Source organism: Aquabacter cavernae (assembly GCF_003993795.1).
GTDB lineage: Bacteria > Pseudomonadota > Alphaproteobacteria > Rhizobiales > Xanthobacteraceae > Aquabacter > Aquabacter cavernae.
Genome location: NZ_RWKV01000008.1, coordinates 580,967 through 605,097, shown reverse-complemented (window position 1 = coordinate 605,097; position 24,131 = coordinate 580,967). Strand labels below are relative to the sequence as shown.

The 24,131-nt window shown below is 65.8% G+C and carries 22 protein-coding genes and 1 tRNA gene; 11 read left to right on the top strand and 12 right to left on the bottom strand.

Annotated elements, in window-relative coordinates; translation table 11 throughout:
• Position 1 precedes the first annotated feature (1 nt).
• The 4 genes from tgt to EJJ38_RS07465 all read right to left on the bottom strand — a co-directional run bounded on the left by tgt (position 2) and on the right by EJJ38_RS07465 (position 3,315).
• Positions 2-1,138 (bottom strand): tRNA guanosine(34) transglycosylase Tgt, encoded by a 1,137-nt coding sequence (tgt, locus tag EJJ38_RS07480; protein WP_127089463.1) that lies wholly within the window; start codon positions 1,136-1,138, stop codon positions 2-4.
• Entirely contained in the window at positions 1,135-2,208 is a 1,074-nt protein-coding gene (gene queA, locus EJJ38_RS07475) for a tRNA preQ1(34) S-adenosylmethionine ribosyltransferase-isomerase QueA (protein ID WP_127089462.1), read from the bottom strand. The genes tgt and queA overlap by 4 nt, the downstream gene beginning before the upstream one ends.
• Positions 2,209-2,346: 138 nt before the next feature.
• Positions 2,347-2,949, bottom strand: coding sequence for an exopolysaccharide biosynthesis protein (locus EJJ38_RS07470; RefSeq protein WP_127089461.1), 603 nt, complete (start codon positions 2,947-2,949; stop codon positions 2,347-2,349).
• 96 nt (positions 2,950-3,045) lie between these two features.
• Positions 3,046-3,315, bottom strand: a complete 270-nt coding sequence (locus EJJ38_RS07465; RefSeq protein ID WP_127089460.1) for an usg protein — start codon at positions 3,313-3,315, stop codon at positions 3,046-3,048.
• Between the two features lie 327 nt (positions 3,316-3,642).
• Here EJJ38_RS07465 and groES point away from each other — a divergent pair, with 327 nt between their 5' ends.
• The 3 genes from groES to EJJ38_RS07450 all read left to right on the top strand — a co-directional run bounded on the left by groES (position 3,643) and on the right by EJJ38_RS07450 (position 6,232).
• Complete coding sequence (gene groES / locus EJJ38_RS07460) at positions 3,643-3,930, top strand: co-chaperone GroES (RefSeq protein WP_127089459.1); 288 nt, start codon at positions 3,643-3,645, stop codon at positions 3,928-3,930.
• Positions 3,931-3,978: 48 nt separating this feature from the next.
• The gene (gene groL, locus EJJ38_RS07455) at positions 3,979-5,622 is read left to right on the top strand and encodes a chaperonin GroEL (RefSeq protein ID WP_127089458.1); all 1,644 of its coding nucleotides are present in this window, start codon (positions 3,979-3,981) and stop codon (positions 5,620-5,622) included.
• A gap of 376 nt (positions 5,623-5,998) precedes the next feature.
• Positions 5,999-6,232 carry a DUF2188 domain-containing protein gene (locus EJJ38_RS07450; RefSeq protein ID WP_127089457.1) on the top strand — a complete coding sequence of 78 codons (234 nt, stop codon included), beginning with the start codon at positions 5,999-6,001 and terminating at the stop codon, positions 6,230-6,232.
• A 57-nt stretch (positions 6,233-6,289) separates the two neighbouring features.
• Here EJJ38_RS07450 and EJJ38_RS07445 read toward each other — a convergent pair whose 3' ends face one another.
• The 4 genes from EJJ38_RS07445 to EJJ38_RS07430 form a co-directional block, all read right to left on the bottom strand.
• Positions 6,290-6,742 carry an ROK family protein gene (locus EJJ38_RS07445; protein WP_127089456.1) on the bottom strand — a complete coding sequence of 151 codons (453 nt, stop codon included), beginning with the start codon at positions 6,740-6,742 and terminating at the stop codon, positions 6,290-6,292.
• Positions 6,743-6,769: 27 nt separating this feature from the next.
• Positions 6,770-8,218: a glycosyltransferase family 39 protein gene (locus tag EJJ38_RS07440; RefSeq protein WP_127089455.1), complete on the bottom strand. Its 1,449-nt coding sequence runs from the start codon at positions 8,216-8,218 to the stop codon at positions 6,770-6,772.
• Between the two features lie 258 nt (positions 8,219-8,476).
• Positions 8,477-8,770 (bottom strand): acylphosphatase, encoded by a 294-nt coding sequence (locus EJJ38_RS07435; RefSeq protein ID WP_127090314.1) that lies wholly within the window; start codon positions 8,768-8,770, stop codon positions 8,477-8,479.
• Positions 8,771-8,775: 5 nt separating this feature from the next.
• Complete coding sequence (locus EJJ38_RS07430) at positions 8,776-9,618, bottom strand: cell envelope integrity EipB family protein (RefSeq protein WP_164738451.1); 843 nt, start codon at positions 9,616-9,618, stop codon at positions 8,776-8,778.
• A gap of 175 nt (positions 9,619-9,793) precedes the next feature.
• On the opposite strand from EJJ38_RS07430, the gene EJJ38_RS07425 reads away from it, so the two are divergent.
• The 5 genes from EJJ38_RS07425 to EJJ38_RS07405 all read left to right on the top strand — a co-directional run bounded on the left by EJJ38_RS07425 (position 9,794) and on the right by EJJ38_RS07405 (position 14,202).
• Entirely contained in the window at positions 9,794-10,258 is a 465-nt protein-coding gene (locus tag EJJ38_RS07425) for a RidA family protein (RefSeq protein WP_127089453.1), read from the top strand.
• Between the two features lie 24 nt (positions 10,259-10,282).
• The gene (locus EJJ38_RS07420; RefSeq protein ID WP_127089452.1) at positions 10,283-11,041 is read left to right on the top strand and encodes a glycerophosphodiester phosphodiesterase family protein; all 759 of its coding nucleotides are present in this window, start codon (positions 10,283-10,285) and stop codon (positions 11,039-11,041) included.
• Between the two features lie 10 nt (positions 11,042-11,051).
• Entirely contained in the window at positions 11,052-12,080 is a 1,029-nt protein-coding gene (locus EJJ38_RS07415) for a DUF4424 domain-containing protein (RefSeq protein ID WP_127089451.1), read from the top strand.
• 58 nt (positions 12,081-12,138) lie between these two features.
• Positions 12,139-13,329 carry a GNAT family N-acetyltransferase gene (locus tag EJJ38_RS07410; protein ID WP_127089450.1) on the top strand — a complete coding sequence of 397 codons (1,191 nt, stop codon included), beginning with the start codon at positions 12,139-12,141 and terminating at the stop codon, positions 13,327-13,329.
• 102 nt (positions 13,330-13,431) lie between these two features.
• Positions 13,432-14,202, top strand: a complete 771-nt coding sequence (locus EJJ38_RS07405) for a proteasome-type protease (RefSeq protein ID WP_127089449.1) — start codon at positions 13,432-13,434, stop codon at positions 14,200-14,202.
• An 11-nt stretch (positions 14,203-14,213) separates the two neighbouring features.
• Here the strand turns inward: EJJ38_RS07405 and EJJ38_RS07400 are convergent, their stop codons facing one another.
• Positions 14,214-16,457 carry a ComEC/Rec2 family competence protein gene (locus tag EJJ38_RS07400; RefSeq protein WP_127089448.1) on the bottom strand — a complete coding sequence of 748 codons (2,244 nt, stop codon included), beginning with the start codon at positions 16,455-16,457 and terminating at the stop codon, positions 14,214-14,216.
• Between the two features lie 122 nt (positions 16,458-16,579).
• Here EJJ38_RS07400 and gltX point away from each other — a divergent pair, with 122 nt between their 5' ends.
• Positions 16,580-17,995 (top strand): glutamate--tRNA ligase, encoded by a 1,416-nt coding sequence (gltX, locus tag EJJ38_RS07395; protein ID WP_127090313.1) that lies wholly within the window; start codon positions 16,580-16,582, stop codon positions 17,993-17,995.
• Positions 17,992-18,258: a sulfurtransferase TusA family protein gene (locus EJJ38_RS07390; protein ID WP_127089447.1), complete on the top strand. Its 267-nt coding sequence runs from the start codon at positions 17,992-17,994 to the stop codon at positions 18,256-18,258. The genes gltX and EJJ38_RS07390 overlap by 4 nt, the downstream gene beginning before the upstream one ends.
• Here EJJ38_RS07390 and EJJ38_RS07385 read toward each other — a convergent pair.
• Positions 18,244-19,407: a M20 aminoacylase family protein gene (locus EJJ38_RS07385; protein WP_127089446.1), complete on the bottom strand. Its 1,164-nt coding sequence runs from the start codon at positions 19,405-19,407 to the stop codon at positions 18,244-18,246. The genes EJJ38_RS07390 and EJJ38_RS07385 overlap by 15 nt on opposite strands.
• A 142-nt stretch (positions 19,408-19,549) precedes the next feature.
• Between EJJ38_RS07385 and EJJ38_RS07380 the strand changes: the two genes are divergently transcribed.
• Positions 19,550-19,625 (top strand) — tRNA-Lys (locus tag EJJ38_RS07380).
• 140 nt (positions 19,626-19,765) lie between these two features.
• Here EJJ38_RS07380 and EJJ38_RS07375 read toward each other — a convergent pair.
• Together EJJ38_RS07375 and EJJ38_RS07370 are read right to left on the bottom strand one after the other, a co-directional pair.
• A complete protein-coding gene (locus tag EJJ38_RS07375) occupies positions 19,766-20,593 on the bottom strand; it encodes an O-methyltransferase (protein WP_164738450.1) in 828 nt (275 codons plus the stop codon).
• A 167-nt stretch (positions 20,594-20,760) separates the two neighbouring features.
• Positions 20,761-24,048, bottom strand: coding sequence for a right-handed parallel beta-helix repeat-containing protein (locus EJJ38_RS07370; protein WP_127089444.1), 3,288 nt, complete (start codon positions 24,046-24,048; stop codon positions 20,761-20,763).
• Between the last annotated feature and the right edge of the window lie 83 nt (positions 24,049-24,131).

Genomic DNA, 24,131 nt, shown 5'->3' with positions numbered 1-24,131 from the left:
TTTATTCAACAGGAGGAATGTCGCCGCGCGCCCATCCCTCCTTGGTCTGCGCCTTGTAGGCCTCGTAGCGCCCTTCGGCGATGGCGGCACGGGCCCCGCGCATGAGGTCCTGATAGTAGTGCAGGTTCGCCCAGGAGAGCAGCATGCCGCCCAGCATCTCGCCGCAGCGGATGAGGTGGTGCAGATAGGCCCGCGAATAGTCCCGGAGCGCCGGGCAGTCGCTTTCCTCGTCCAGCGGGCGGGGATCGTTCTGGTGGCGCGCATTCTTCAGGTTGATGCGGCCGAAGCGCGTGAAGGCCAGCGCGTGGCGGCCCGAGCGGGTGGGCATCACGCAGTCGAACATGTCGATGCCGCGCCCCACCGCCTCGATGAGATCATCCGGTGTGCCGACGCCCATGAGATAGCGCGGCTTGGTGGAGGGCAGGTGCGGCTCCACCGTCTCGATCATGCGCAGCATGATGTCCTGCGGCTCGCCCACGGCCAGACCGCCGATGGAATAGCCGGGGAAGTCCATATCCGCGAGGGCGCGGGCGGATTCGATGCGCAGCGCCTCCACGGCGCCGCCCTGGACGATGCCGAACACGGCCCGCCCTTTGGGCTGCTGCTCGAAGGCGCGCTTGGAGCGTTCCGCCCAGCGCAGCGACAGGCGCATGGCGCGCGCCGCCTCCTCGTCCGTGCAGGGCAGCTTCACACACTCGTCCAGCTGCATCTGGATGTCCGCACCCAGAAGCCCCTGGATCTCCATGGCCCTCTCGGGCGTGAGCTGGTGCATCGCCCCATCGATATGGGAGCGGAACGTCACCCCGTTCTCGTCCAGCTTGCGCAACTCGGACAGGGACATGACCTGGAAGCCGCCAGAATCGGTCAGGATGGGCCGGTCCCAGCGCATGAACTTATGCAGCCCGCCGAGCGCCGCGATGCGCTCCGCGCCGGGGCGTAGCATCAGATGGTAGGTGTTGCCCAGAAGGATGTCCGCGCCGGTGGCACGCACCTGCTCGGGATAGACCCCTTTCACGGTGGCCACCGTGCCCACGGGCATGAAGGCCGGGGTGGCGATGTCGCCGCGCGGGGTGGAGACGACGCCGGTGCGCGCCGTGCCGTCGGTGGCGTTCAGGCGGAAGGAAAAGCCCTCGCTCATGCCGGCTCTCCCGCGCGCTGGAGGAAGCAGGCATCGCCATAGGAATAGAAGCGATAGCCCTCGGCAACCGCATGCGCATAGGCGCGCGCCTGCAAGTCGTGTCCCACGAAGGCGGCCACCAGCATGACGAGGGTGGATTTGGGCAGATGGAAATTGGTCATCATCAGGTCCACGGCCCGGAAGCGGTATCCGGGCGTTATGAAGATATCGGTTTCGCCCCGATAGGGGGCGATCGCGCCGCCCGCGGCGGCGGTCTCGATGAGGCGGGTGGAGGTGGAGCCCACGGTGAGGATGCGCCCGCCTCGCGCCTTCACGGCGTTAAGCGCGTCGGCGGTCTCGGCGGTCACCTCGCCCCATTCCGCATGCATGCGATGGTCGGCCGTGTCCTCGGCCTTCACGGGCAGGAAGGTGCCGAGCCCCACATGGAGCGTCACCTTGTGCACGCTCACGCCCGCCTGCGTCACGGCCTCCATGAGGGCGGGCGTGAAATGGAGGCTGGCCGTGGGGGCCGCGACCGAGCCTTCGACGCGCGCGAACAAAGGCTGGTAGTCCGCCCGGTCGCGCTCGTCCTCGGGGCGGCGGGCGGCGATGTAAGGCGGCAGGGGCATGTGGCCGACCGCGTCGATGGCGCCGTCTAATGCGGGGCCGGACAGGGCGAAGCCCAGGTCCACGGCGCCCTCCTCGCCCTTGGCCAGAACCTCGGCTTCGAGGCGCGCCTCGCCTTTGGCGAAGATGATGCGGTCTCCCGGCGCGAGGCGCTTGGCGGGACGGCAAAGCGCCGTCCAGCGATCCTCAGCGAGGCGGCGAACCAGGGTCGCTTCCAGATGAACAGGGCTTCCACCCGTCCGCGTGCGGGTGCCGTCGAGGCGCGCGGGGATGACCTTCGTGTCGTTCACCACCACCGCGTCCCCTGCCCGCAACAAGGACGGCAGGTCGCCGACGCGCAGGTCGCACAGGTCCGGTTCGCCGCCGGGCCGCACCACGAGCAGCCGCGCGCTCTCGCGCGGCTCGGCGGGCCGCAGGGCGATCAGCTCCGGCGGGAGTGGAAAATCGAATGCGTCAACGCGCATGGAGCCTCGGGCCATTACCCGCCGGTGGCGGGCGTCCTCTACGTGCGCGCTCTCCTAGATCGCTTCGCACGGGGACGGAAGCCTTGGCACGCATGGCAGGTGTGAATTGGCAGGTGTGAAAAGGAGGGCTACCGCCGGTCAGAAGATGGCGACGGCGCCCTGCCAGATGGCCCAGCTCATGGCGGCTGTGATGAGCAGGCCGAGCACGGTGGCGAAGAAGCCCGCGAGGATCACGCCCCCGTCCCGCTCCACAAGGCCGAGGCCGAAGATGCACACGGCGAATCCGGGAGGCAGGTTGCCCAGGAAAGGGATGGGCAGGAGCAGGATGAAGCCCAGCAGAACCACCGTCGCGCCCACCACGCGCCGCGCGATGGGGCCGGCGAACTGTTCCATGCGGGGACGGGAGAAGCGCTCGAACTTCTCGATATAGGGCCGCGACTTGGTGACGATGGCGTCCAGCATGGAGCGCGAGAAGGTCTGCCGCGCGAGGCGCTCGGGCAACCACAATTCCTGCCGCCCCATGGCCATCTGCAGGCCGATGAGCCCCAGCACGATGCCGCAGATCACCGGGACGCCCGGAGGCATGGGGATGCAGTTGGGGATGCCAAAAATCAGAAAGAGAATGCCGAAGGCGCGATTGCGCAATGCGTTGACGAGATCGCCGATGGCGACTTTGTCCCCTTCCTGGGAAGCCAGGACGGCGGCGAGAAGTTCAGAAGTTCTCGGAGTGCGGTGGTCCACGTCGATCCTCGGTGCTCGGCTCCTTCTAGCACCGAGAAAGCGGCGGTGTCAGGGCGGGTTTTGCGGACGTATCCACAGCCCCCGCCCTGACGCCCGTCAATGCAGGCTGACGAGGCCTTCCACCGCACGGAACTCCGCTGGCTTGATAAGTTGATTATGGGCGACGGCGACGGAATGCAGCTTCCCCTCAAGTTCCCGCTGCCAGAATTCCAGGAACTTCCGCAGCTCGGGAAAGTGCGGGCAGAGGTCGTAATCCTGCCAGACATAGGCCTGCAGGAAGCTGGGATGATCAGGCAGGTGATAAAGGATCCGCGCTGTGGCGAGACCATAACCGGACATCTGCTTAACGAAGCCGTCGGAAACCATGTTTCGACCTCCATGCTTCACGCGACACGCCGCCTTCTTCCGAAGGACAGGTCGATTGTCGGCTCATAAGCCTGGGGTCGCCAGATGAAAATTTGGTTTAATTGTTTAAAAACAATGCGTTAGCAGCGATGCCCGGACAGTGCTGACAATCGGGGGCGGGACGATCGAATCCGAGGGCTTCTTCACAGGGCGCCTTGGCACTCCCAACTCAAGAGTGCCAGATTTTTGCCCTACCCCTCTTGCGGGCGCCCCGGCGCGTCCTTAGATGCCCGCCGGACGCCGAGAAACCGGCGCCCAGGCAGATACAATCAAACCGGAGTTTTCCCGATGGGTTTCCGCCCCCTGCACGACCGCGTCGTCGTGAAGCGCATCGAAGCCGAGCAGAAGACGGCCGGCGGCATCATCATCCCCGACACCGCCAAGGAAAAGCCCCAGGAGGGCGAGGTGGTCTCCGTGGGTCCCGGCGCCCGCAACGAGAAGGGCGAGCTGGTCGCCCTCGACGTGAAGTCTGGTGATCGCGTGCTGTTCGGCAAGTGGTCCGGCACCGAAGTGAAGATCGACGGTCAGGACCTCCTGATCATGAAGGAAAGCGACATTCTCGGCGTCGTCGCCTGAGCATCGCTCCCTCCGCCTTTCCCTTTTTCCTGATTTAGGAGACGGCACATGGCTGCCAAGGACGTGAAATTTTCGGGCGATGCCCGTGAGAAGATGCTGCGCGGCGTGGATATCCTCGCCAATGCGGTGAAGGTGACGCTGGGCCCCAAGGGTCGCAACGTGGTCATCGAGAAGTCGTTCGGCGCCCCGCGCATCACCAAGGACGGCGTCACCGTCGCCAAGGAGATCGAGCTGGAAGACCGCTTCGAGAATCTCGGCGCGCAGCTGGTTCGCGAAGTCGCTTCCAAGACCAATGACCTGGCCGGCGACGGCACCACCACGGCCACCGTGCTGGCCCAGGCCATCGTGCGGGAAGGCGCCAAGGCGGTTGCCGCCGGCATGAACCCCATGGACCTGAAGCGCGGCGTCGATCTCGCGGTGGAAGCCATCGTGAAGGACCTCGCCGCCAACGCGAAGAAGGTCACCTCCAACGAGGAGATCGCGCAGGTCGGCACCATCTCCGCCAATGGCGACGCCGAGATCGGCAAGTTCCTGGCCGAGGCGATGCAGCGGGTCGGCAACGAGGGTGTCATCACCGTCGAGGAAGCCAAGACCGCCGAGACCGAGCTGGATGTCGTGGAAGGCATGCAGTTCGACCGCGGCTACCTCTCCCCCTACTTCGTCACCAACGCCGAGAAGATGCGCGTTGAGTTCGAAGATCCCTACATCCTCATCCACGAGAAGAAGCTCTCCGGTCTCCAGGAGCTTCTCCCGGTCCTTGAGGCCGTGGTTCAGTCCAGCAAGCCGCTGGTGATCGTGGCCGAGGACGTGGAAGGCGAGGCTCTGGCCACCCTGGTGGTCAACAAGCTGCGCGGCGGCCTCAAGATCGCTGCCGTGAAGGCCCCCGGCTTCGGCGACCGCCGCAAGGCCATGCTGCAGGACATCGCGATCCTGACCGGCGGCCAGGCCATCTCCGAGGATCTCGGCATCAAGCTTGAGAACGTGAACCTCTCCATGCTCGGCCGCGCCAAGAAGGTGGTGATCGAGAAGGAAAACACCACCATCGTGGACGGCGCCGGCGACAAGGCCGAGATCGAAGCCCGCGTGGCCCAGATCAAGGCGCAGATCGAGGAGACCTCCTCGGACTATGACCGTGAGAAGCTCCAGGAGCGTCTGGCCAAGCTCGCGGGCGGCGTCGCGGTGCTCCGCGTCGGTGGCGCGACCGAGGTCGAGGTGAAGGAGAAGAAGGACCGCGTTGACGACGCGCTGCACGCCACCCGCGCTGCGGTCGAGGAAGGCGTGCTGCCCGGTGGCGGCGTGGCGCTCCTGCGTGCCTCGAAGGCTCTTGAGGGCATCAAGGTCGCCAATGCGGACCAGAAGACCGGCGTTGAGATCGTCCGCAAGGCGATCCAGGCCCCGGCTCGCCAGATCGCCCAGAATGCCGGCGACGACGGCTCCGTGGTCGTGGGCAAGGTGCTGGAGAACGCCGAGTATTCGTTCGGCTACGACGCCCAGACCGGCACCTATGTGGACATGGTGAAGGCCGGCATCATCGATCCGGCCAAGGTGGTGCGCACCGCGCTCCAGGATGCGGCTTCCGTGTCCAGCCTGCTCATCACCACCGAGGCCCTGGTGGTCGAGCTGCCGAAGAAGTCGGCTGCTCCGGCCATGCCGGGCGGCGGCATGGGTGGCATGGGCGGCATGGACTTCTGAGGAAGTCCATCCGACCAACAGTTCTAAGGGCCGAGGCCGGCAGCGCCGGCTTCGGTGGCGGCATGGACTTCTGAGGACGTCCATCCAACCAACAGTTCTCAGTGCCGAGGCCGGCAGCGCCGGCTTCGGGTGCTCAAAATCAAAGGGCGCAGCGAAAGCTGCGCCCTTTTTTAATGCTGTTCCGCAGTCGATCCGGCGGTCCGCCGATCTCGACGTGACTACAATTCTTGATTGTGATATTCCCGCGTAAAATCAATTCATAATTGTTTGTGACAACTCTAAAGACACCCTGCTCACACGCTGTTGGCAGGTCTTCGTAAGTGCGCGTTCTGCGTGATGTTTTCAGGCGTGATCCCAGTATTTCGGGGGCTCGAAAATGCCAAGGGTTCATTATTTCGTTGTGCACCAGGATGGTGCATGGAAGGTCAAACTGGACGGGACACACTACGGCCCGTACGACACACAGAAAATGGCGATCCGGATCGCGGTGGATGCTGCGCAGCAGACCGGAAACAATGGACGCTCCGCCCAAGTGCTTGTGCAAGGCATGGATAATCAGTTCCGGACGGAATGGACTTACGGGAACGATCCCTATCCACCGCCGGGCTGATCCGCCGTCACGAAGATGCCCTGTGGGTCGGCTTAAATGCCGAGTGGCGATCTTCCTTTACCCCTTAGGGGAAAGGGATGCCTTCAGCACATCGCGCCGGGCGCTCGCGGCGCGCAGTTCGCTCGCCACGGTTTCGAGCATCCCCGCAATCTCGTCGAAGGATTGCGGTACGCCGTCCACGGACGGAGGCACATAGGCCAGTTCGCCGGCGGCCGAAAAATCGTCCACCGCCGCAACCAGCCCGAATGTCCGGACGATGGTCGTCTCGATCACATCGTCCATGGGCTTGCCGAGGCGATCCTCCACCTCGATCTCCATCCCCGCCGTCAATTCCGAAAGGGTGCAGTCGATGACCCCGATGGAGATGATCTCCCGGGGATTGAAGGCGTTGATCACCGTGTACATAGCGGTGGGCACGCCAAAGCCACGGCTGTGGAACCAGGCCTGCCGATAATCGTCGTAGGTCTTGCCGGCTTTCAGGGTGCGGGTGACGATCGCAACGAACTTCATGGGACCGTCACCTCCAGCTTGCGCACTCTACCGGCATAACTCGCTATCGAGGGGCAGCGGCGTGATCTGCCAGAAGCTCTCGCGCTTCGGCTTCATGAGCGGCGCCCACCATTTCGCCCACACATCGATGGCGGTGCCTTCCATGCGCGGCGGGGCGAGCGCGCCCGAGCCATTGATGACGCCCGTCACCTGCCCGCATCCCGTCGCCGGCCGCGCCGGAGGCCGGTAGGTCGGCTCGTTGACGATGACGACCCGGGCCTCCGGAATGGCGGCGCGCAGGCGTCCCGCGGCATTGCGGTCGGCCGCCACGAGGGTGGGATGGGCGCCCAACTTCTCCAGCACCACCGGACGCAAGGCCGCGAGGGGCTCGGCCGCCACACAGCGCCCGCACAGGCGCGGATCGGGCCATAGGGTGATGGCCGCGCGCGCGCCCACGACGCCCAGTGCCACCAGGAACAGCAGGGTGAGGTAGATCCGCACCCGGTCCTGCCATCCGCCCAGCCGCTCCAGTTCCATGAACACATAGACCGGCGCGAACAGGAAGAAGACGTGGAAATAGCGGTCGCGCAGGCTTGTGGAGCCCATGGCGAGAACGCCGATCAGCGTTCCGATGGTGCCGATGAGGATCAGCGAACGCAGGATATGGCGGATGGAGGCCTGCTCCGACGTACCCTCCCGTGCGCCTTCGCCCCGGTTCCAGGGCAGGAAGACGAGGGCCGCGAGGCCGAGGAAGGGCAGCAGATAACCGACCCAGGCGCTGATGAACGTATCCAGCACCTTGAACATGCGCGCGGCAGGATCGCCCGCCACCACGTCCGCCGTGGCGGCCACCACATCCTGCTTCAGCAGATGGAGCGCGAGGGCATAGAGGCCGATGGGCACCGCCGCCACCAGCACCGTGATGCCGAAGCGCGGATTGAGGAAGGCGCGCCGGAAGCTGGGCTCCAGCATGGCGGCGAGGAACAGCGCGATGAAGAAGGCAAAGAAGCCGAACTTCCCGACCACGCCGACCACGATCCACCCGCCCAGCCCGGCATAGAGCCAGGGCGAGCGCGAGCCCCGCGCGATGGCCATCAGCGTGAGCATGAAGCCCGCGATGGCGACGATCATCACGTTGGAATGGGTGAGGATGCGGTGGCTGTGATAGCCCACCACCCACAAGCAGGAGAGCGAGAAGACCGCGAGCGCCTGGAGGCGCGGGTCCGTCAGCGCGTGCCGCGCCACCCGGTAGACCAGCATGGCGCAGGCGAACAGCAGGCCGTAGCGCAGCAGGGCGAAGGAGAGCGGCCCCGGCCCCGTGACCCGCTGGATGGCCCATAGCAGCCAGTCGAAGACTGGCGGATTGCGAGGCACATAGCTGATCTCGAAGGACTGGACGAGGTAGCTCTCGATGGAGTCATCGACATTGATGGCCCCTTCCATGAACACCGAGATGGCACCATGGATGAGGGCCCAAAGCCCGACGATGACCGCCACGCCAGTCGGCGTCGCCCACCAGGGGGCGGACGGGACGGTTTCTTGATATCCCCAGGATTTGGGGAAGACGGGAGGCCGAAGCAGACTGCGCTCGGCCGGAACGGTCGCGGGCACGTCTCACTCCGGAAGCTGGGCCACTTTTTGTATATCGCCGCGCCGGGCTGATCGCCATATGTCGTCCCTGCCGCCACGCAGGAAACCCGCAACCGTAGCGCCAGGGATACACTCATCTCGCGGAATGCGGTGATAGTCCGGCATCTACAAGGTTTCGAGAATGTGGAAACCGGCCCCGCCGCCGCCTGCCGCGAGCGCCGTGTCGGCCGCCTCATGGGCCAGCAGGTCGTCCACCCGCGCGCCCGGCGGGCCGGAGCGGCATGCATCGGTCATCGCATCGACGGCGGACACAGGCCCCGCGATCACCGCTTCCACCGCACCGCTGCTGCGGTTGCGCACCCAGCCCCGCAGGCCGAGCGTGCCGGCCTCGCGCGCGCACCAGGCGCGATAGCCGACGCCCTGGACACGCCCGCGCACGGTCAGATGGACGATGCGCATCTCGGTCACCGCTGGCAGCCCTCCGAGGCGGGCAAGGTCTCCAGGGTCTCGATGCGGCCCCTCAGGATGAAGTCGTTATAGTCGATCTTCATGTCGCCGATGACGCCGTTCTCATAGAGGGTCATGGACATGACATAGGCCGGGGTCTGGCTGTCGGAGCCGGCATCGAAATAGCTCACGGAGACCGGGTAATAGGTGATGCCGGACAGAACCAGCTTGGCGGCGTCCGGCAGGTTGCGGGCATCCTTGGTCCCCTGGCCGATGACGGCGAGGGTGTCATAGACCTTGTCCCCATCGTCGGAGCCGTCGAAGACCCGCGCCTCCAGGGTGGTCTCGTTCCTGCGGGCCGCATCGAGCACCTTCATCACATGCTGGGTCGGCAGCAGGATCTGCCCCTTCAGCTCCAACAGCTCGCGGCGCGGCTTGGTGACGTCAATGGAGAGGCCGTCCGGCACGCGGTTCACGGTGGCGGCCACATCGCTGCTCACCCGGCTGCCGGTGCGGTTCACCGTCTGGAAGCGATAGGACTTGCCATCGCCGTCCTCCCAACTGGTGGAGAGCATGTCGCTCTTGGCGGTCGCGCCCTCGCCCGTATCCACCTCGTTGGCCTGGTGCAGCTTCACGTCATAGCCCTTGCAGGCATCGCCCTTGATTTCATAGTCGATCCGCCCGTTGGCGCTCTCCAGCTTCACGGAGGGCTTCGAGGCGTCGAGCCCGAGCATGTAGCTGGCCCGGTGCGCCAGAAGGGGCATGGCGGGGGCGGCCGGGGTGGTTTGGGCGAGCACAAGAGAGGCGGGCACATGGGACGCGAGTACGGCCAAGCCCGCGGCCAGACCGAGGACGGGCATCCGGCGCATCCGCATCATTCCTGTTCTCCTTGCAAAACTGTGCTCATATGCCGACCCGGCTGACCGACGACTTGCGCGCCGAGTCGTGTTCAGCCAAGAGATTTGCGCGGATTTTCATGCCATTTCCATGGCGCCCTCCGCGTTGACGTCCGAATTTTCCTCATCGCCGCAGGAGATGCGCATGTCCATTGACCAGAAGCTCGCCGATCTCGGGATTGCCCTGCCCTCCCCCAAGCCGCCCGTCGCGAATTATGTTCCGGTGGTCCGGACCGGCAATCTCCTGTTCATTTCGGGCCAGGTCTCGCTGGACAGCGCGGGTACGGTGACCACCGGCAAGCTGGGCGCGGGCCTGAGCATCGAGGACGGCCGCGCCGCCGCGCGCCTGTGCGCCATCAATGTCATCGCCCAGATCAAGGCCGCCACCGGCGATCTCGAGAAGGTGGTGCGGGTGGTGAAGGTGGTGGGCTTCGTGAACTCCTCGCTGGACTTCACCGACCAGCCCGCGGTCATCAACGGCTGCTCGGACCTGCTGGTCGAGGTGTTCGCCGACAAGGGGCGCCATGCTCGTTCGGCCGTGGGCGTCGCGTCCCTGCCCTTCAACGCCGCCGTGGAAGTGGAAGCCATCGTCGAGATCGCCTGAGGCACTCTTCGCAACGGGCCGTCCATGCGCGACCTGACTCTCTTCACCCGTCAGCCGGTGGCCCATCGCGGCCTCCACGATGCCGCGCGCGGCATCGTGGAGAATTCGCGTTCCGCCGTTTCCGCGGCCGTGGCCGGCGGTTTCGGCGTTGAGATCGACGTGCAGCTGAGCGCGGACGGCAAGGTGGTCGTGTTCCACGACACGAGCCTCGACCGCCTCACGCAGGGGCGCGGGGCCGTGAATGCACAGCCCGCCGCGACCCTCCACGGCATGACCCTGCTGGACACGCCCGACCACATTCTGAAGCTGCGCGATGTGCTGGACATCGTCGCGGGCCGTTCCCCTCTGCTGATCGAGATGAAGAGCGCCTTCGACGGCGACATGCGGCTCGCGGATGCCTGCGTCGCGTTGCTGGCGGACTATGCGGGCCCGTTCGCCCTCATGTCGTTCGATCCCGATCTCATCGCCCATGTGCGGCATACGGCGCCGTCCATCCTTCGCGGGATCGTCGCGGAGGGCCGCTACGATGAGCGGGAATGGCCGGACCTCTCCAACCGCCTGCGCCGCAGCCTGCCCCGCCTGCTGCATTGGCCGCGCACCCGCTTCGATTTCGTCGCCTATCGGGTGCGCGACCTGGGAGATGGCACGCCCCGCCTCATGCGGCGGCTCGGCATCCCGGTTTTCGCCTGGACGGTGCGCACGCCGGAGCAGCGGGCGCGGGGAGCGACCCTTGCCGACCAGATCATTTTCGAGAGTTTCGTTCCGGGCCATCCGCCCGAGTGAGGAGAGCGTGATGCGGCGCGTGAAGCAGTGGGTTCCGGTGGCCGCCCTGGCCGCGCTCTTTGCCACCGGCATTGCCCGACCGGCCGCGGCGAACGATTCCAGTGCCGAATTGCGCGCCGGAGGGCTGGTGCTCGTGCCGAACGAGGTGGTCTCCATGGTCTCGGAGGACCTGTTCGTCTCCGAGAAGGAGGTGCGGGTCCGCTACCTGTTCCGCAACACCTCGGACAAGGACGTGACCCTGCTGGTGGCCTTCCCCATGCCGGACCTGGCCTATTCCGAGAGCCCCATCTCCATTCCCTTCCCGGACGTGGATAATTTCCTCGACTTCAAGACCCGGATCGACGGAAAGCCGGTCGAGACGAAGATGGAGCGGCGCGTGATCAGCTTCGGGCTCGATCGCACCAAGCTCCTGGAAGACCTGAAGATCCCGCTGGATCCCACATGGCGGAAGACGGTGGCCGCGCTTGACGCCCTGCCCGACGAGGCCAAGCGACAGCTTCTCGAAATCGGCCTCGTCCGTGTGGACGAATATGATGCCGGCAAGGGCTGGGAGCGTCATCTGGCGCCGCTCGATTGGACCCTGAAGACCACCTATTACTGGACCCAGACCTTCCCCGCGAAGCGCGACCTGAAGGTGGAGCACCACTATGCCCCGAGCGTGGGCATGTCCGTGGGCACGCTGGTGGGCGATACGAAACCCGACGATTATGCCCGCCGCGAGTTGCGCCGCATGGACGAGACCTTTTGCATCGACAGCGCCTTCAAAGCGGCGGCGGCGAAGGTGCCGCGCATGCAGGGCTCGTCCTTGCCCAATCTCAGCGAGGTTCGGCTGGGCTATATCCTGAAGACCGGCGCCAATTGGAGCGGCCCCATCTCCAGCTTCACCCTGACCGTGGACAAGGGCGCGCCGGAGAATCTGGTGAGCTTCTGCGGCACGGGCGTGAAGAAGATCGGCCCCACCACCTTCCAGATGCAGGCCAAGGACTTCACGCCCGAGACTGACCTGAACATCCTGATCCTGAAGCCCTATCCCAAGTAAGCTGCGACCTTCCACCGCGCTGCCGTCACCCGGTGGCGGGACCCATCTTTGACGCTCCATGCCCGAGACGACACGCCACGACGTCACGCTCCAGGTCCTCGGCCGGATCTCCGATATCCCCGCCGCCGCATGGGATGCCTGTGCCGCCGGGGGCGCGGAGCGGCCGGAACCGTTCGTGAGCCATGCCTTCCTCTCCGCGCTGGAGGAGGCAGGATGCGTGGGCCGGCGCACGGGCTGGATGGCGCAGCATCTCATGCTCGCGGATGCGGACGGCACGCCCACAGGCGTCGTTCCGGCCTATCTGAAAAGCCATTCGCGCGGCGAATATGTCTTCGACCAGGGGTGGGCGGAGGCGTTTGAGGGCGCGGGAGGCAGCTATTATCCCAAGCTCCAGGTGGCCGTGCCGTTTACACCCGTGACCGGGCGCCGTCTCCTGACGCGGGATCCGTCCGATGCGGCTGCCATGGACGTGCTCGGGGCGGGTCTGGTGCAGCTTGCCCGGCGGCATGATGCCTCCTCGGCCCATGTCACCTTCGCCACCCAGGGGGAATGGGAGAAGCTGGGAGATCTGGGCTTCCTCCAGCGCATCGACCAGCAATTCCACTGGCTCAACCAGGGCTATGGCTCGTACGAGGATTTCCTGGAGGCCCTCGCCTCCCGCAAGCGCAAGGCGCTGCGCCGGGAGCGGCGGGAGGCGCTGGGTGAGGACATCACCATCGAAGCCCTGACCGGCCCGGACCTGACAGAATCGGCCTGGGACGCCTTCTTCGCCTTCTACATGGACACCGGCTCGCGCAAATGGGGCCAGCCCTATCTGAACCGGGCCTTCTTCTCTCTGATCGGCGCGCGGATGGCCGATCAGGTCCTGCTGGTCATGGCGAAGCGCGCGGGCCGCTACATTGCCGGGGCGCTCAATTTCATCGGCGCGGACACGATCTATGGCCGTTATTGGGGCGCCGTGGAGCACCATCCCTTCCTGCATTTCGAGGTCTGCTACCATCAGGCCATCGACTATGCCATCGCGCGGCGACTGTCGGTGGTGGAGGCCGGGGCGCAGGGCGAGCACAAGCTGGCGCGCGGCTACCTGCCGCGTCTCACCCATTCCGCCCACTGGATCGCCAATGCGGACCTGCGGCGTGCTGTCGCCCGTTATCTGGAGCGGGAACGGGCCCATGTGCGCGGCATGGGCGAGGAACTGGCGGACCTTGGACCGTTCCGCCGCGGCGCCGCTCCCGAGGAGCAGGACTAGCCTCTTTCACGCAAAGCGATTTTTCGCCTGCAATATGTGCACATACGATTGCGGCAAGGGGCCTCCGCTCGGTATAAATCGTGCCGAGCGAAGGGGATGGTGATGACCTATTGTTGCGGGGTTCTGGTCCGAAACGGCCTGGTGATGATTGCGGACACCCGCACCAATGCGGGGCTCGACAACATCTCCACCTTCCGCAAGCTCCATATTTTCGAGGAGCCGGGCCACTACATCATGGCCATCGCCTCCGCCGGCAACCTTTCGGTCTCCCAGTCGGTCATCAGCCTCCTGCATGAAGGCGTCGAGGACCATGAGGCGGGCGAGCGCCAGCAATTGCGCGATGCCAAGACCATGTTCCAGGCCGCCCAGCTGGTGGGCCGCGCCATCCGGCAGGTGCATCAGGTGGATGGCGGCGCGCTCGACCAGAGCAATGTGAGCTTCGACGTGTCCTTCCTGCTGGGTGGCCAGATCGCGGGCGGCCCGCTGCGCCTGTTCATGATCTACTCGGCGGGCAATTTCATCGAATGCACCACCGACACGCCCTTCCTCCAGATCGGCGAGCACAAATACGGCAAGCCGGTGCTGGATCGCGCGGTGAATTATGAGATGGACATCTCGGAAGCGCTGAAGGCCAGCCTGATCTCCATGGATTCCACCATGCGCTCGAACCTGGGCGTGGGCCTGCCCATCGACATGATGGTGGTGGTGCCGGATGCGCTCCAGGCCGAGATGAAATACCGGATCGAGCCGGGCGAGCCCTATTTCCACGATCTGCGCGAGCGTTGGTCCGCCGCGCTGCGGGCCGCGCACGCCTCCATTCCCCGCCCGCCTTACCTGAAGCACGGCCTCACGGAGCGCCACTCCGGCGAGTGAAAAAGGGGCGGCTATTCGGCGGCGTCGGCCGCCGGGTCGCCCTCGGACGCTCGGTCCGGCGCCTGCGCCGGTAGAGGCGCCATCCAGGGACGCTGCACCCGCGGATCCCGCGACGGCACCTCGCGCCACCCCGCCTCTTGCCCATATAGCGCCACGGTTCCCGTCCGGCCGAGGCTCGCGCCCGAATAGACGCGCCCGGCACAGGGCGGCGCCTCGCGGGCAGACGTGACGAGAATATCGTGCTGGCCGCACGCCCCCGGCTGAGCATCCCGCTTGCGCAGCAGCGTGAGTGTGCCACCCCGCTGCAGAGGCGCGCGGCAGGCGGACCTGTCGCACCGGAACGCGCCGCCGAGGGTCTTGTCATCCGCCTTGCGGATATCCCCGTCCCGCCCGAGCCATTGCGAGACGACCATCTTGTTGCTGGACGCGCCAGCCACGGACAGGCGACCATCCGCCCCGCGCACCGCCACCGTGCGCCCATCTGCGCTCACGAACACGTCCGGACGGGGCGGCGCGCCCGCCAGCAGGATGGCGAATGCCGCCGGGATGACGGCCAGGAGCACGAGGCTTCCCCGCAGCAGGCAGAGGCAGAACAGCGCCAATGCCGCCGCCAGCGCCGAGGGAACGCCGATGGCCGACATATGGAGCGAGGCACCCGGCATGGCCGCCACATGGTCGGACACCAGCGTCATGATGGAGAGCCCAATTCCCATGACGGGCCAGGCGAGGCCGTCGAGCCCGAAGGGCAGCAGCAGCACGCCCAGAAGGCCGAACGGCATCACCAGCAGGGAGACGGCGGGCATGGCCGCGAGATTCGCCAGCAGGCCATAGGGTGCGAGCCGCTGGAAATGCAGCGCCCCGAACGGGGCCGTGGCGAGCCCTGCCACCAAAGAGGTCAAGGCGAGCGCCGCGAAGAAGACCAGCACCTTGAAAGCGAGGCGCCCCCAAAGCCCTTCCGGCGGCTTGCGGCCCCTGAGCGGCTGAATTCGTTCATAGGCGGCCACCAGCGCCAGCGTTGCGGCGAACGACATCTGCGTGCCCGCCTCCAGCACCGAGACCGGCGACAGCGCCAGAACGACGAATGCGGCCACTCCCACCGTCCGCAGGCTGAGAGACCGCCGTCCCACCATTACGCCCAGCAGCACCAGAGCGGTCATGATGAAGGAGCGTTGGGCCGGAACGTCATTGCCGGACAGGAGCAGATAGAAGGCGCTGCCCGCCAGCGCCACCACGGCCGCAAAGGATTTGACCGGAAACCCCAGCGCCAATGTGGGCGAGAGCGCCAGCAGAGCGCGGACCAAGGCGAACAGGGTTCCGGCCACCAATGCCATATGCAGCCCGGAAATGGACAGCACATGGGTCAGGCCCGAGCTGCGCATGCTGTCCTCGATGGCGGGTGAGACGCCCGAGCGGTCCCCCGTCACCAGCGCCACGGCGATCCCGGCGGAGGGCTCGCTCAGCGAAGCGCGGATGCGGGCGGCAAGCCCCGTGCGCACCTCGCCCACAAAGGTCGCGACCTTGACGCTCCAGGGCGGATCGCCCGCGATCCGGGCAGGCTTCGGCCGCCCAAGGCCGTAGCCCACGGCGTCGATGCCGTCGAACCATGGCCCCCGCCCGAAATCATGGGCGCCGGGCTCGGCGGGACTGAGCGGCGGCAGAAGGCGCGCAAGCTGCGACACGGCGCTTCCCGGCGGCGGCGCGCCGCCCTTGGGCACGGACAGGCGCACCAAATCAGGCCGGCGCTCCAGCCCGCGCCCTTCGGCGGAGGTGACCCGCAGCAGCATGCGGTCCGCATTGGCCCGGCGCTCCACCCCTTCCACATGGCCCGTGAGCCGTACCGCGCCCGTGGGCGGGATGATCACGGGCCGGTCAAGGCGCGCCGTCTGCACCGTGGCAATGGCGAACCCCCAGGCGAGCGCGGTGAACCCGAGGAGGATTCCGAAGGCCAGCGGGCGCATACGCGCGACGAAGGAGGCGGCGCTGAGCACAGCGGCCAGCAGGAGCGCGGCAATGAGCGAAGGCTCCTGCTCCGCCGCGAAATAGATGAGGATGCCGCCTGCGAAGGCCACGGGCAGCCAGAGGATCAGCCGACCGGACAGGACCTCCGCCCGCGCATCTGCCTCCAGGCGGCCGGTGAGGCGGGAGAGGAGGGCTTCCAGCACCTGCCCCATCCCTGCGCCGGGATAAGCGGCGCCCCGCACGGCCGCCGCCAGGGCGCGCGCTTTCGGGACGGGTCTCTCGCGGGGCTCGGCCACCCATCAAGTTCCTTCAAGGCGGCTCCTATGCTACATGGGCGCCGCCCGAGCGCCATGGGCCGCCGCGCGACATGCGCGCCCTCCTGGCGACCCCGTTTCCCGACCCGCCCGACTGGACCGCGATGTCTGAGATCGTCACCCGTTTCGCTCCCTCCCCCACCGGCTTCCTGCATATCGGCGGCGCCCGCACCGCGCTGTTCAATTGGCTCTATGCCAAGGCCAAGGGCGGCCGGATGCTGCTGCGGATCGAGGACACCGACCGGCAGCGCTCCACCAAGGAGGCCATCGACGCCATCCTGGAAGGGCTGTCCTGGATCGGCATCGATTGGGACGGCGAGGTGATCTACCAGTTCGCCCGCGCCGAGCGTCACCGCGCGGCGGTGGAGGAGATGCTGGCGCGCGGCAATGCCTATCCCTGCTTCGCCACGCCCGCGGAGCTGGACGAGATGCGCGAACTGGCCCGCAAGGAAGGCCGGCCGCCGCGCTATGACGGCCGCTGGCGCGACCGCGACCCGTCCGAATTCCCCACCGACCGCAAGCCCGTGATCCGCCTGAAGGCGCCGCAGGACGGCGTGACGGTGATTGAGGACATGGTGCAGGGCACCGTGACCTTCCCCAACAAGGATCTGGACGACTTGGTTCTGCTGCGCTCGGACGGGACGCCCACCTATATGCTGGCCGTGGTGGTTGATGACCACGACATGGGCGTCACCAACATCATCCGGGGCGACGACCATCTCACCAATGCCGCGCGCCAGACCCAGATCTACCGTGCATTGGACTGGGACGTGCCGGCCATGGCCCATATCCCACTCATCCACGGGCCGGACGGGGCCAAGCTCTCCAAGCGCCACGGCGCGCTGGGCGTGGATGCCTACCGGGACCTCGGCTATCTGCCGGAGGCGCTGCGCAATTATCTGGTGCGCCTCGGCTGGAGCCATGGTGACCAGGAGCTGTTTTCCACCGCCGAGATGATCGAATATTTCGATCTCGACCGCGTGGGCCGCTCCGCCGCCCGGTTCGATTTCCAGAAGCTGGAAAACCTCAACGGCCAATATATGCGCGCGGCGTCCGACACGGATCTGCTGGCGGCGGTGGAAGCGCTCATGCCCCATCTGCCCGACGGCGCGGCCCGCGTCGCCCGCTTCACGCCCGAGCGCCGCGCGCAATTGCTCATGGCCATGCCGGGCCTGAAGGAGCGTGCCAAGACCCTGATTGAGCTTCTGGACAATGCCGAGTTCCTGTTCGCCGAGCGCCCCTTGCCCGTGGAGGAGAAGGCTGCCGCCCTGCTGACGGCGGAAGCGCGCGGGCACCTCACGGCCCTGCTCCCGGCTCTCGAAGCTGCGAACTGGACCCAGGAAGCCACCGAGGCGGCAGTGCGCGCCTATGCCCAGGAGACCGGCGTGAAGCTGGGCGCCGTGGCGCAGCCCCTGCGGGCAGCGCTGACCGGCCGCACCACCTCGCCGCCCATCTTCGACGTGCTGATCGTGCTGGGCCGCGATGAAAGCCTCGCCCGGCTGCGGGATCAGGCGGCGTGACAGAGGCCGGGCCGGACGACGGGACGGTCCATCTGGACCTGAGGGGGCTCAAATGCCCCCTGCCCGTCCTTCATGCCCGCAAGGCGCTGGCCAAGGCGGCGCCCGGCACGCGCATCGTGGTGCGCTGCACGGACCCCATGTCGGCCATCGACATTCCCCATCTGGTGCATGAGACCGGACACGCGCTGGAGGCCAAGGAAATGGCCGACGGCGTGCTGACATTCCGCCTCCTGCGCCGTCCCCTGGCGTCAGACCAGAGGTAGCGCCCGCTCCACGAGGCGCACCCAATAGGACGCCCCGAGCGGCAGGGCCGCATCGTTGAAGTCATAGGCGGGATGGTGAAGGCCCGCGCTGTCGCCATTGCCGATGAAGATATAGGCACCGGGCCGCGCTTCCAGCATATAGGCGAAGTCCTCGGCCGCCATGAGCGGGGGCGCCATGGGATCCACGTTCGCCGTGCCCGCCACGTCCTCCGCCACGTCCTGCGCAAAGGCGGTCTGGGCCGCGTGATTGACGGTGGCGGGATAACCCTCGACGATCTTTACGCTCACCTTCGCCCCATAGGCGCCGCCCACGGCCTCCGCCACCTCCTTCACCCGGTCCCGCAATTGCTGGCGGATATGGGCGCCGAGGCTGCGCATGGTGCCGGTGAGTTCCGCGCGCGGCGGCAGCACATTGTCCGCCTCGCCCGCATGGAACATGGTGATGGAGACGACGCCGGACGCCAGTGGGTCCACATTGCGCGAAACCACCTGCTGGAGCGCGGTGACGATGGCCGCGCCCGTGAGCACCACGTCGATGCCCTCATTGGGCTTGGCCGCGTGGGAGCCCTTCCCCTCGATGGTGATTTCCACATGATCCGCCGAGGCCATGATGGGGCCCGGGCGCATGGCGAAGCGACCCACGGGCAGCCCCGGCAGATTGTGCATGCCATAGACCTCCTCGACGCCGAAGCGCTCCATGAGGCCGTCATCCAGCATGGCCTTGCCCCCGGCGCCGCCTTCTTCCGCGGGCTGGAAGACCACGACCGCCGTGCCTGCGAAGGCCCGCGTGTCAGCGAGATGCTGCGCCGCACCCAGAAGCATGGTGGTGTGGCCGTCATGCCCGCAGGCATGCATCACGCCGGGCACCTTGGAGGCATAGGAGGCGCCGGTGATCTCGCGAATCGGCAGGGCGTCCATGTCAGCGCGAAGCGCGATCACCCGCCCCTCGCCACGGCCCTTGATGACGCCCACGACGCCCGAGCGGCCGATGCCCGTGGCCACCTCATCGCATCCGAACGCCTTCAATTGCCCGGCCACAAAGGCCGAGGTCTCGGGCAGGTCGTACATCAGCTCGGGGGTCTCATGCAGACGGCGCCGCCACGCAGTCATGTCTTCCAGGGCGTCGGCAAGGCGGTTGTTGACAGGCATAATGGGCTCCTTGGCCCGATGGTGCGCGCCCACGGTAATCGGGTCAATGGCGGCCGGCCGGGCGACCTTGCCCCGGCACCGCCATTTCCCGGAAACGGCCCTTGACCCTGCGGCGCCACCGGCCTACGAACGCGCCCTCAGTGAGCCCGTAGCTCAGTCGGTAGAGCACGTGACTTTTAATCATGGGGTCTTGGGTTCGAATCCCAACGGGCTCACCATGAACTTCCGATGACTTTGAAACTTTTGCGCTATAGGCGCGGCAGGTGGATGGTGTGCCGGCGGCACAAGGTCACCGTATGCACCTCAGCTCCGGCGGGGCGTGGACGCGGCGCCGGCCCTACCCTCAGATGGGCGCTCGCTACGTTTTCGTGCCCCACGCATAAGCCCGCTGCTTGGAAGCCGTGAGATAGCGCATGGTGTAGCGCCCCCCGGTATCAATGTCCTTCACCGCTTCGACCACGCCGTCGAACGTGCCCGGCGTCACATCATCAAAGACGATCACGTCGCCCTTTTCCTGGAGCTTGGACACGGCCTGATACTCAAGCAGGACATTTTTCTTCGTGTGCTGAGCGTCAATGAAGGCGAAATTCACGCGATCGACGCCAACTTTCGGGAGTTGGAGCAGGGAATCGCCCTGAACGAAAACAACGTATTTGAGAAGGTCCGACCAGGGGCTCAACAATTCCGCACGGGTCTTGCGCCCCTGGGAATCGTCAATGCAGTTCCAGTACATCTTCTGATGATGGGGCAGGACATCGAGCGTGATCAGGCGCCCTTGCGCGCCGCCATCCATAAGCGCCTTGGCCATGCAGAGTATGGAGAAGCCCCGCGCCGTCCCGGTCTCGATAATGGTGATATATTCGCCCGGATGCTCAGCGATATATTTCCTGAGCAAGCTGTAGAGAATCCTACCGTGAGGATAGGCGAGATCGCTCTTCTTGACTGTTATCTGCGTATGCAGCGCCAAGCTATCCATCCATTCGCGGTCGATGGAAAATCCGATCTCCGATTCCAACGCATCGATCTGGGAGTATTCCGCTTTGCGGGCGGCCTGGAAGAGCCGGGTATATTCCTCGGCACTTGCCCGTGGGGCGGCGCCGAGCGGATCATTATACCATCTCCAGTCAGCGATGTGAGAGATGGAGGAAAAGATACGGTCCCCCACCGCGGCCAGATGATGCTTCATTCCCCGTCCCATAAAATCGATGCGCACCTCGGTACGCATTCATGCAAGCGCAAGCATTCTAAGGCTTGCATCCCCTCGTTGAATGCTTGCGCGTCGCTGCAAGCTTCGTCAAGCTCAGCTTAAAAGGTATGGGATTGGGGACGGGGTGCCCTGGATTCAGATCGGACCTAAATCAACCAGTCGCTCGTCCCCTGGCTGAAGCCCAGCGTGACCACGAGGTCGTTATAGTCGCGGTCCGAATGGGCGTCCGTCACGAGCGTGTCCTCGATGCCGAACGTGACCCCGCCATCGCTCTGGCCGAGCGCCATCACCTGCACCATGCCGCCGGGATTGGCCGCGGCATAGGAAGACAGGAGGTTGGTGGACTCATCATTCACCAGCAGAAGCAGGCCGTAATTACGCGCGGGGTTGAGGCCGAGCTGGTCGAATGACGCCTGCCCGCCGAAATCCGGCAGGTCGTCCGCATGCAGGACCAGATCAGCCCCCTCGGCGAGTGCAAGCGCGGCGGCCAGGTAGCCCTCGTCGCCGGGAAGATAGGTCTGGCCATCATAAGTGATCTGGCCGGTGCTCTGGTCGGCCTCATAGAAAGCCAGCCCGTTTTCGAAGGCGGCCAGCCGCTGCACGGTGACCGTGGGCTGATCCAGCAGCACGCCCGTGGCGATGGAGCGGCTGCCGCCCAGCGTGAAGGTGAATTCGTAACCGCCCTCGAAGGTGGCGTGCGCGCTGTTGCCGTCCGCGTGCAGTTCCGTGAGGGCAAGCGCTTGCCCGTCCACCATGGCGACGGGCAACCAGACGCCCGCCCCCATCTGCCCGCCTGGCACCGTGGACATGGTGCCCACCGCCTGCCCTTCCGAGGCGAGCCACGCGGCATGGGTCACGCCATCATAGGAGAGTGCAGCCGCGCTGCGCGAGGCGGCATTCTCCAGCACGGTGTGGATGCTGGCATCGTCCAGGGACTGCAGCCCGAAGGTGGCCACCCCGCCGAGCGCGTCGTCGCGGGTGGCGGACAAGGCGGTGGGCCGGACGAAGGCCAGCACGTCGTTTACCGAGACATTCTGAAGGGGAGCGCCCCACCAGCCGGAAACCTGGATATTGCCGAGGAATTCAAGGTTCGCCGGATAAGGCGCGCCCGGCAGCGGAAAGGTGTCCGTCCAAGGGTCGAACGTGGTGCCGCGCCGGCCGGGGTCGTAATAAAGCGGGTTGAACGGGAAGGCGGAGGGGTTCTCGCTGAAGACATTGGCGAGCCACCAATTCTCCCAGCGGTTCGCCACATAGAGGATGTCGCCGAACGTAACGCAGCCGCCGATATCGCTGCCGTAGCTGAGGCTATTGCCCTCGGGAAAGACTTTGAAAGGGTTGTTCGCGTTGAGCGGATCATCGGCGGAGAAGAGCGGGCCGAAATTGAACGTGCCCACCGCGTTGCCGAACGAGATGTTGTTAATCAGCTCCAGGAACCGGCTTCCGCCATCCGTGTAGAAGACATTTCCGCCCGCATAGGACGCCTTGTCATAGGCATAGTTGTTGGCGATTACCGTTCCGTCGAGGCCGATGTCGAACGGGTTCCCGTCCTGGAAGCCGGTCGTGTAGATCGCCCCTCCGTCCCAGGCCACCTGGAGGAAGCGGGTGATGGTGTTCCCGGTGATCTCATTGCCGCCCATGATGGTGGGGGTTGTGTTGTCCCCCCATTGCCCCGGCAGGGCGCCGTCGAGGCCGGGGAAGCTGCCCATGTCCACATAGGTGCCCGTGAACGGGTCATAGACCAGCCACTGGTCCCGCAGCCCCCAGCCCCAGCCAATGGAAATGCCGGACCACGGTACATCGGCAATGTAATTGTTGCTGATGCGGCTGTTCTGCGAATAGCCGAGGAAGATGGCCGGCACGTCGATATAATCGACGCCGATATTCTGGATGACGTTGCCATCCACCACATTGTTGCGGGTGATGCCCTCATCTGTAGCGGGGCGCGCATCCTCGGCATTCACGCCGCCGATCTGGATGGCGGCTGACGAGATATCCTTGAAGATGTTGTTGAGGATGGAATTGTCCTGGGCCCCGCCGGAGAAGTCCAGCGCCGCGCCGCCCAGATGGGCGAACACGTTGTTCGAGAAAGTGATCCCGGTGCCGTTCACGAAGGAGAGGTTGCCCGGCGTGCGGGTCACCTCCTCGAAATGGCCGATCTGGTTCACCTCGTGGCCGCTGCCCGTCAGGTGGAAGCCCGCCTGGTCGCTCACATAGCCGTTCTCGGCCGCGTCGAGCCAAGTAGCGTACTGGAAGGTGAGGCCGTCAAAGGTGAGGTTGGACGCACCGTTGCCGGAGATCAGCGTCTCCTGCACGGGAAGCTGCACGTCGTGATTGTTGGGATTATCTCCCGCCTTCGTCACCAGATAGATCTTGCCGGTGGAGCGGTCGAGATACCATTCCCCGGCCTCGTCCATGAACTGATAGGCATTGATGAACTTGGTGACCCGCCAGAAGCTCCATTCATTGGGCTGGCCGAGCACCTGTTCGCCCGTGAGCGGATCGATGATGCTCAAGGTCACGTCCGTGCCGGCGGACAGGATGGCCGGCAGGCTGACGGAGATCTGGTTGGTGACCGGATCGACCCCGGTGATGATGCCCAGATCTTGCTGGTTGCCGGAGGCAGTGATCGCCACCGTCATGCCGACCTGGATCTCGGTGGCGGCCAGCGTTCCATCCAGGGTGATGACGAACGGGTCGGACGTGGAGGTGCCTGTGGGAATGCTCCGAATGAGGTTGGCGTTGGTCCAGGCCGGATCGAGGAGCGAGATCAGCCCCACGGTGGGGGCATCGACCGGATTGAGCGAGGGAATGCTGGACGAGGGCGCCGCGACGCTGGTGAGCGGCACCGACATCATCTTCCACTGTGTATAGACCACGGCGGAGATGTCGCTGACATTGGTCCAGGTGGTGGGGTCCTGCCAGTTGGTCCCGTTGGACGAATCCACCGCATATTGGATGCCGGACACGCCCGGCAGGTCATAATAGGTGGGACGGAAGCCTTCGGGATAGATATCGGCCGAATTGCTCTCCGCCACGGTGGCGCGCACGCCGTCCACATAGAGCTGGGCGCTGTCCACGCCGAGGCCGACATTCGCCTCCCAGAGCTGCGTGCCGGACGCGAGCGTCAGATGGGGATCGGAAACGGCCGTCCAGCCGGTGACGGCCTGCCCGCCTGAAATCACCGGATGCTCACCCGCGACCGCCTGATAGCGCACCACATGCCCGTCGCGGCCGGAATCCGCGTCCGTGAAGGTGAGAGGCTGCGAAAGCTGGTAGGTGCCGCCGCCGATATGGACCGTGATGTCGCTGGCGAGGGGCGCGCTCGACGCCAAGACCGCGCGCACCGCCGCCTGGGCCGCCTCAATGGTGGCGAAGGGATTTTCGCGCGTGCCGTTACCCGACGCGGTGCCGTTCGCCGAAACCCAGAACTCCACAGCCGTCCCTCCCACTTCCCCACGCCGCAGCGCCGGCAATTTCCACCGGCTTTATGTCCTACGCATGGGAAAGGCGCGTGACA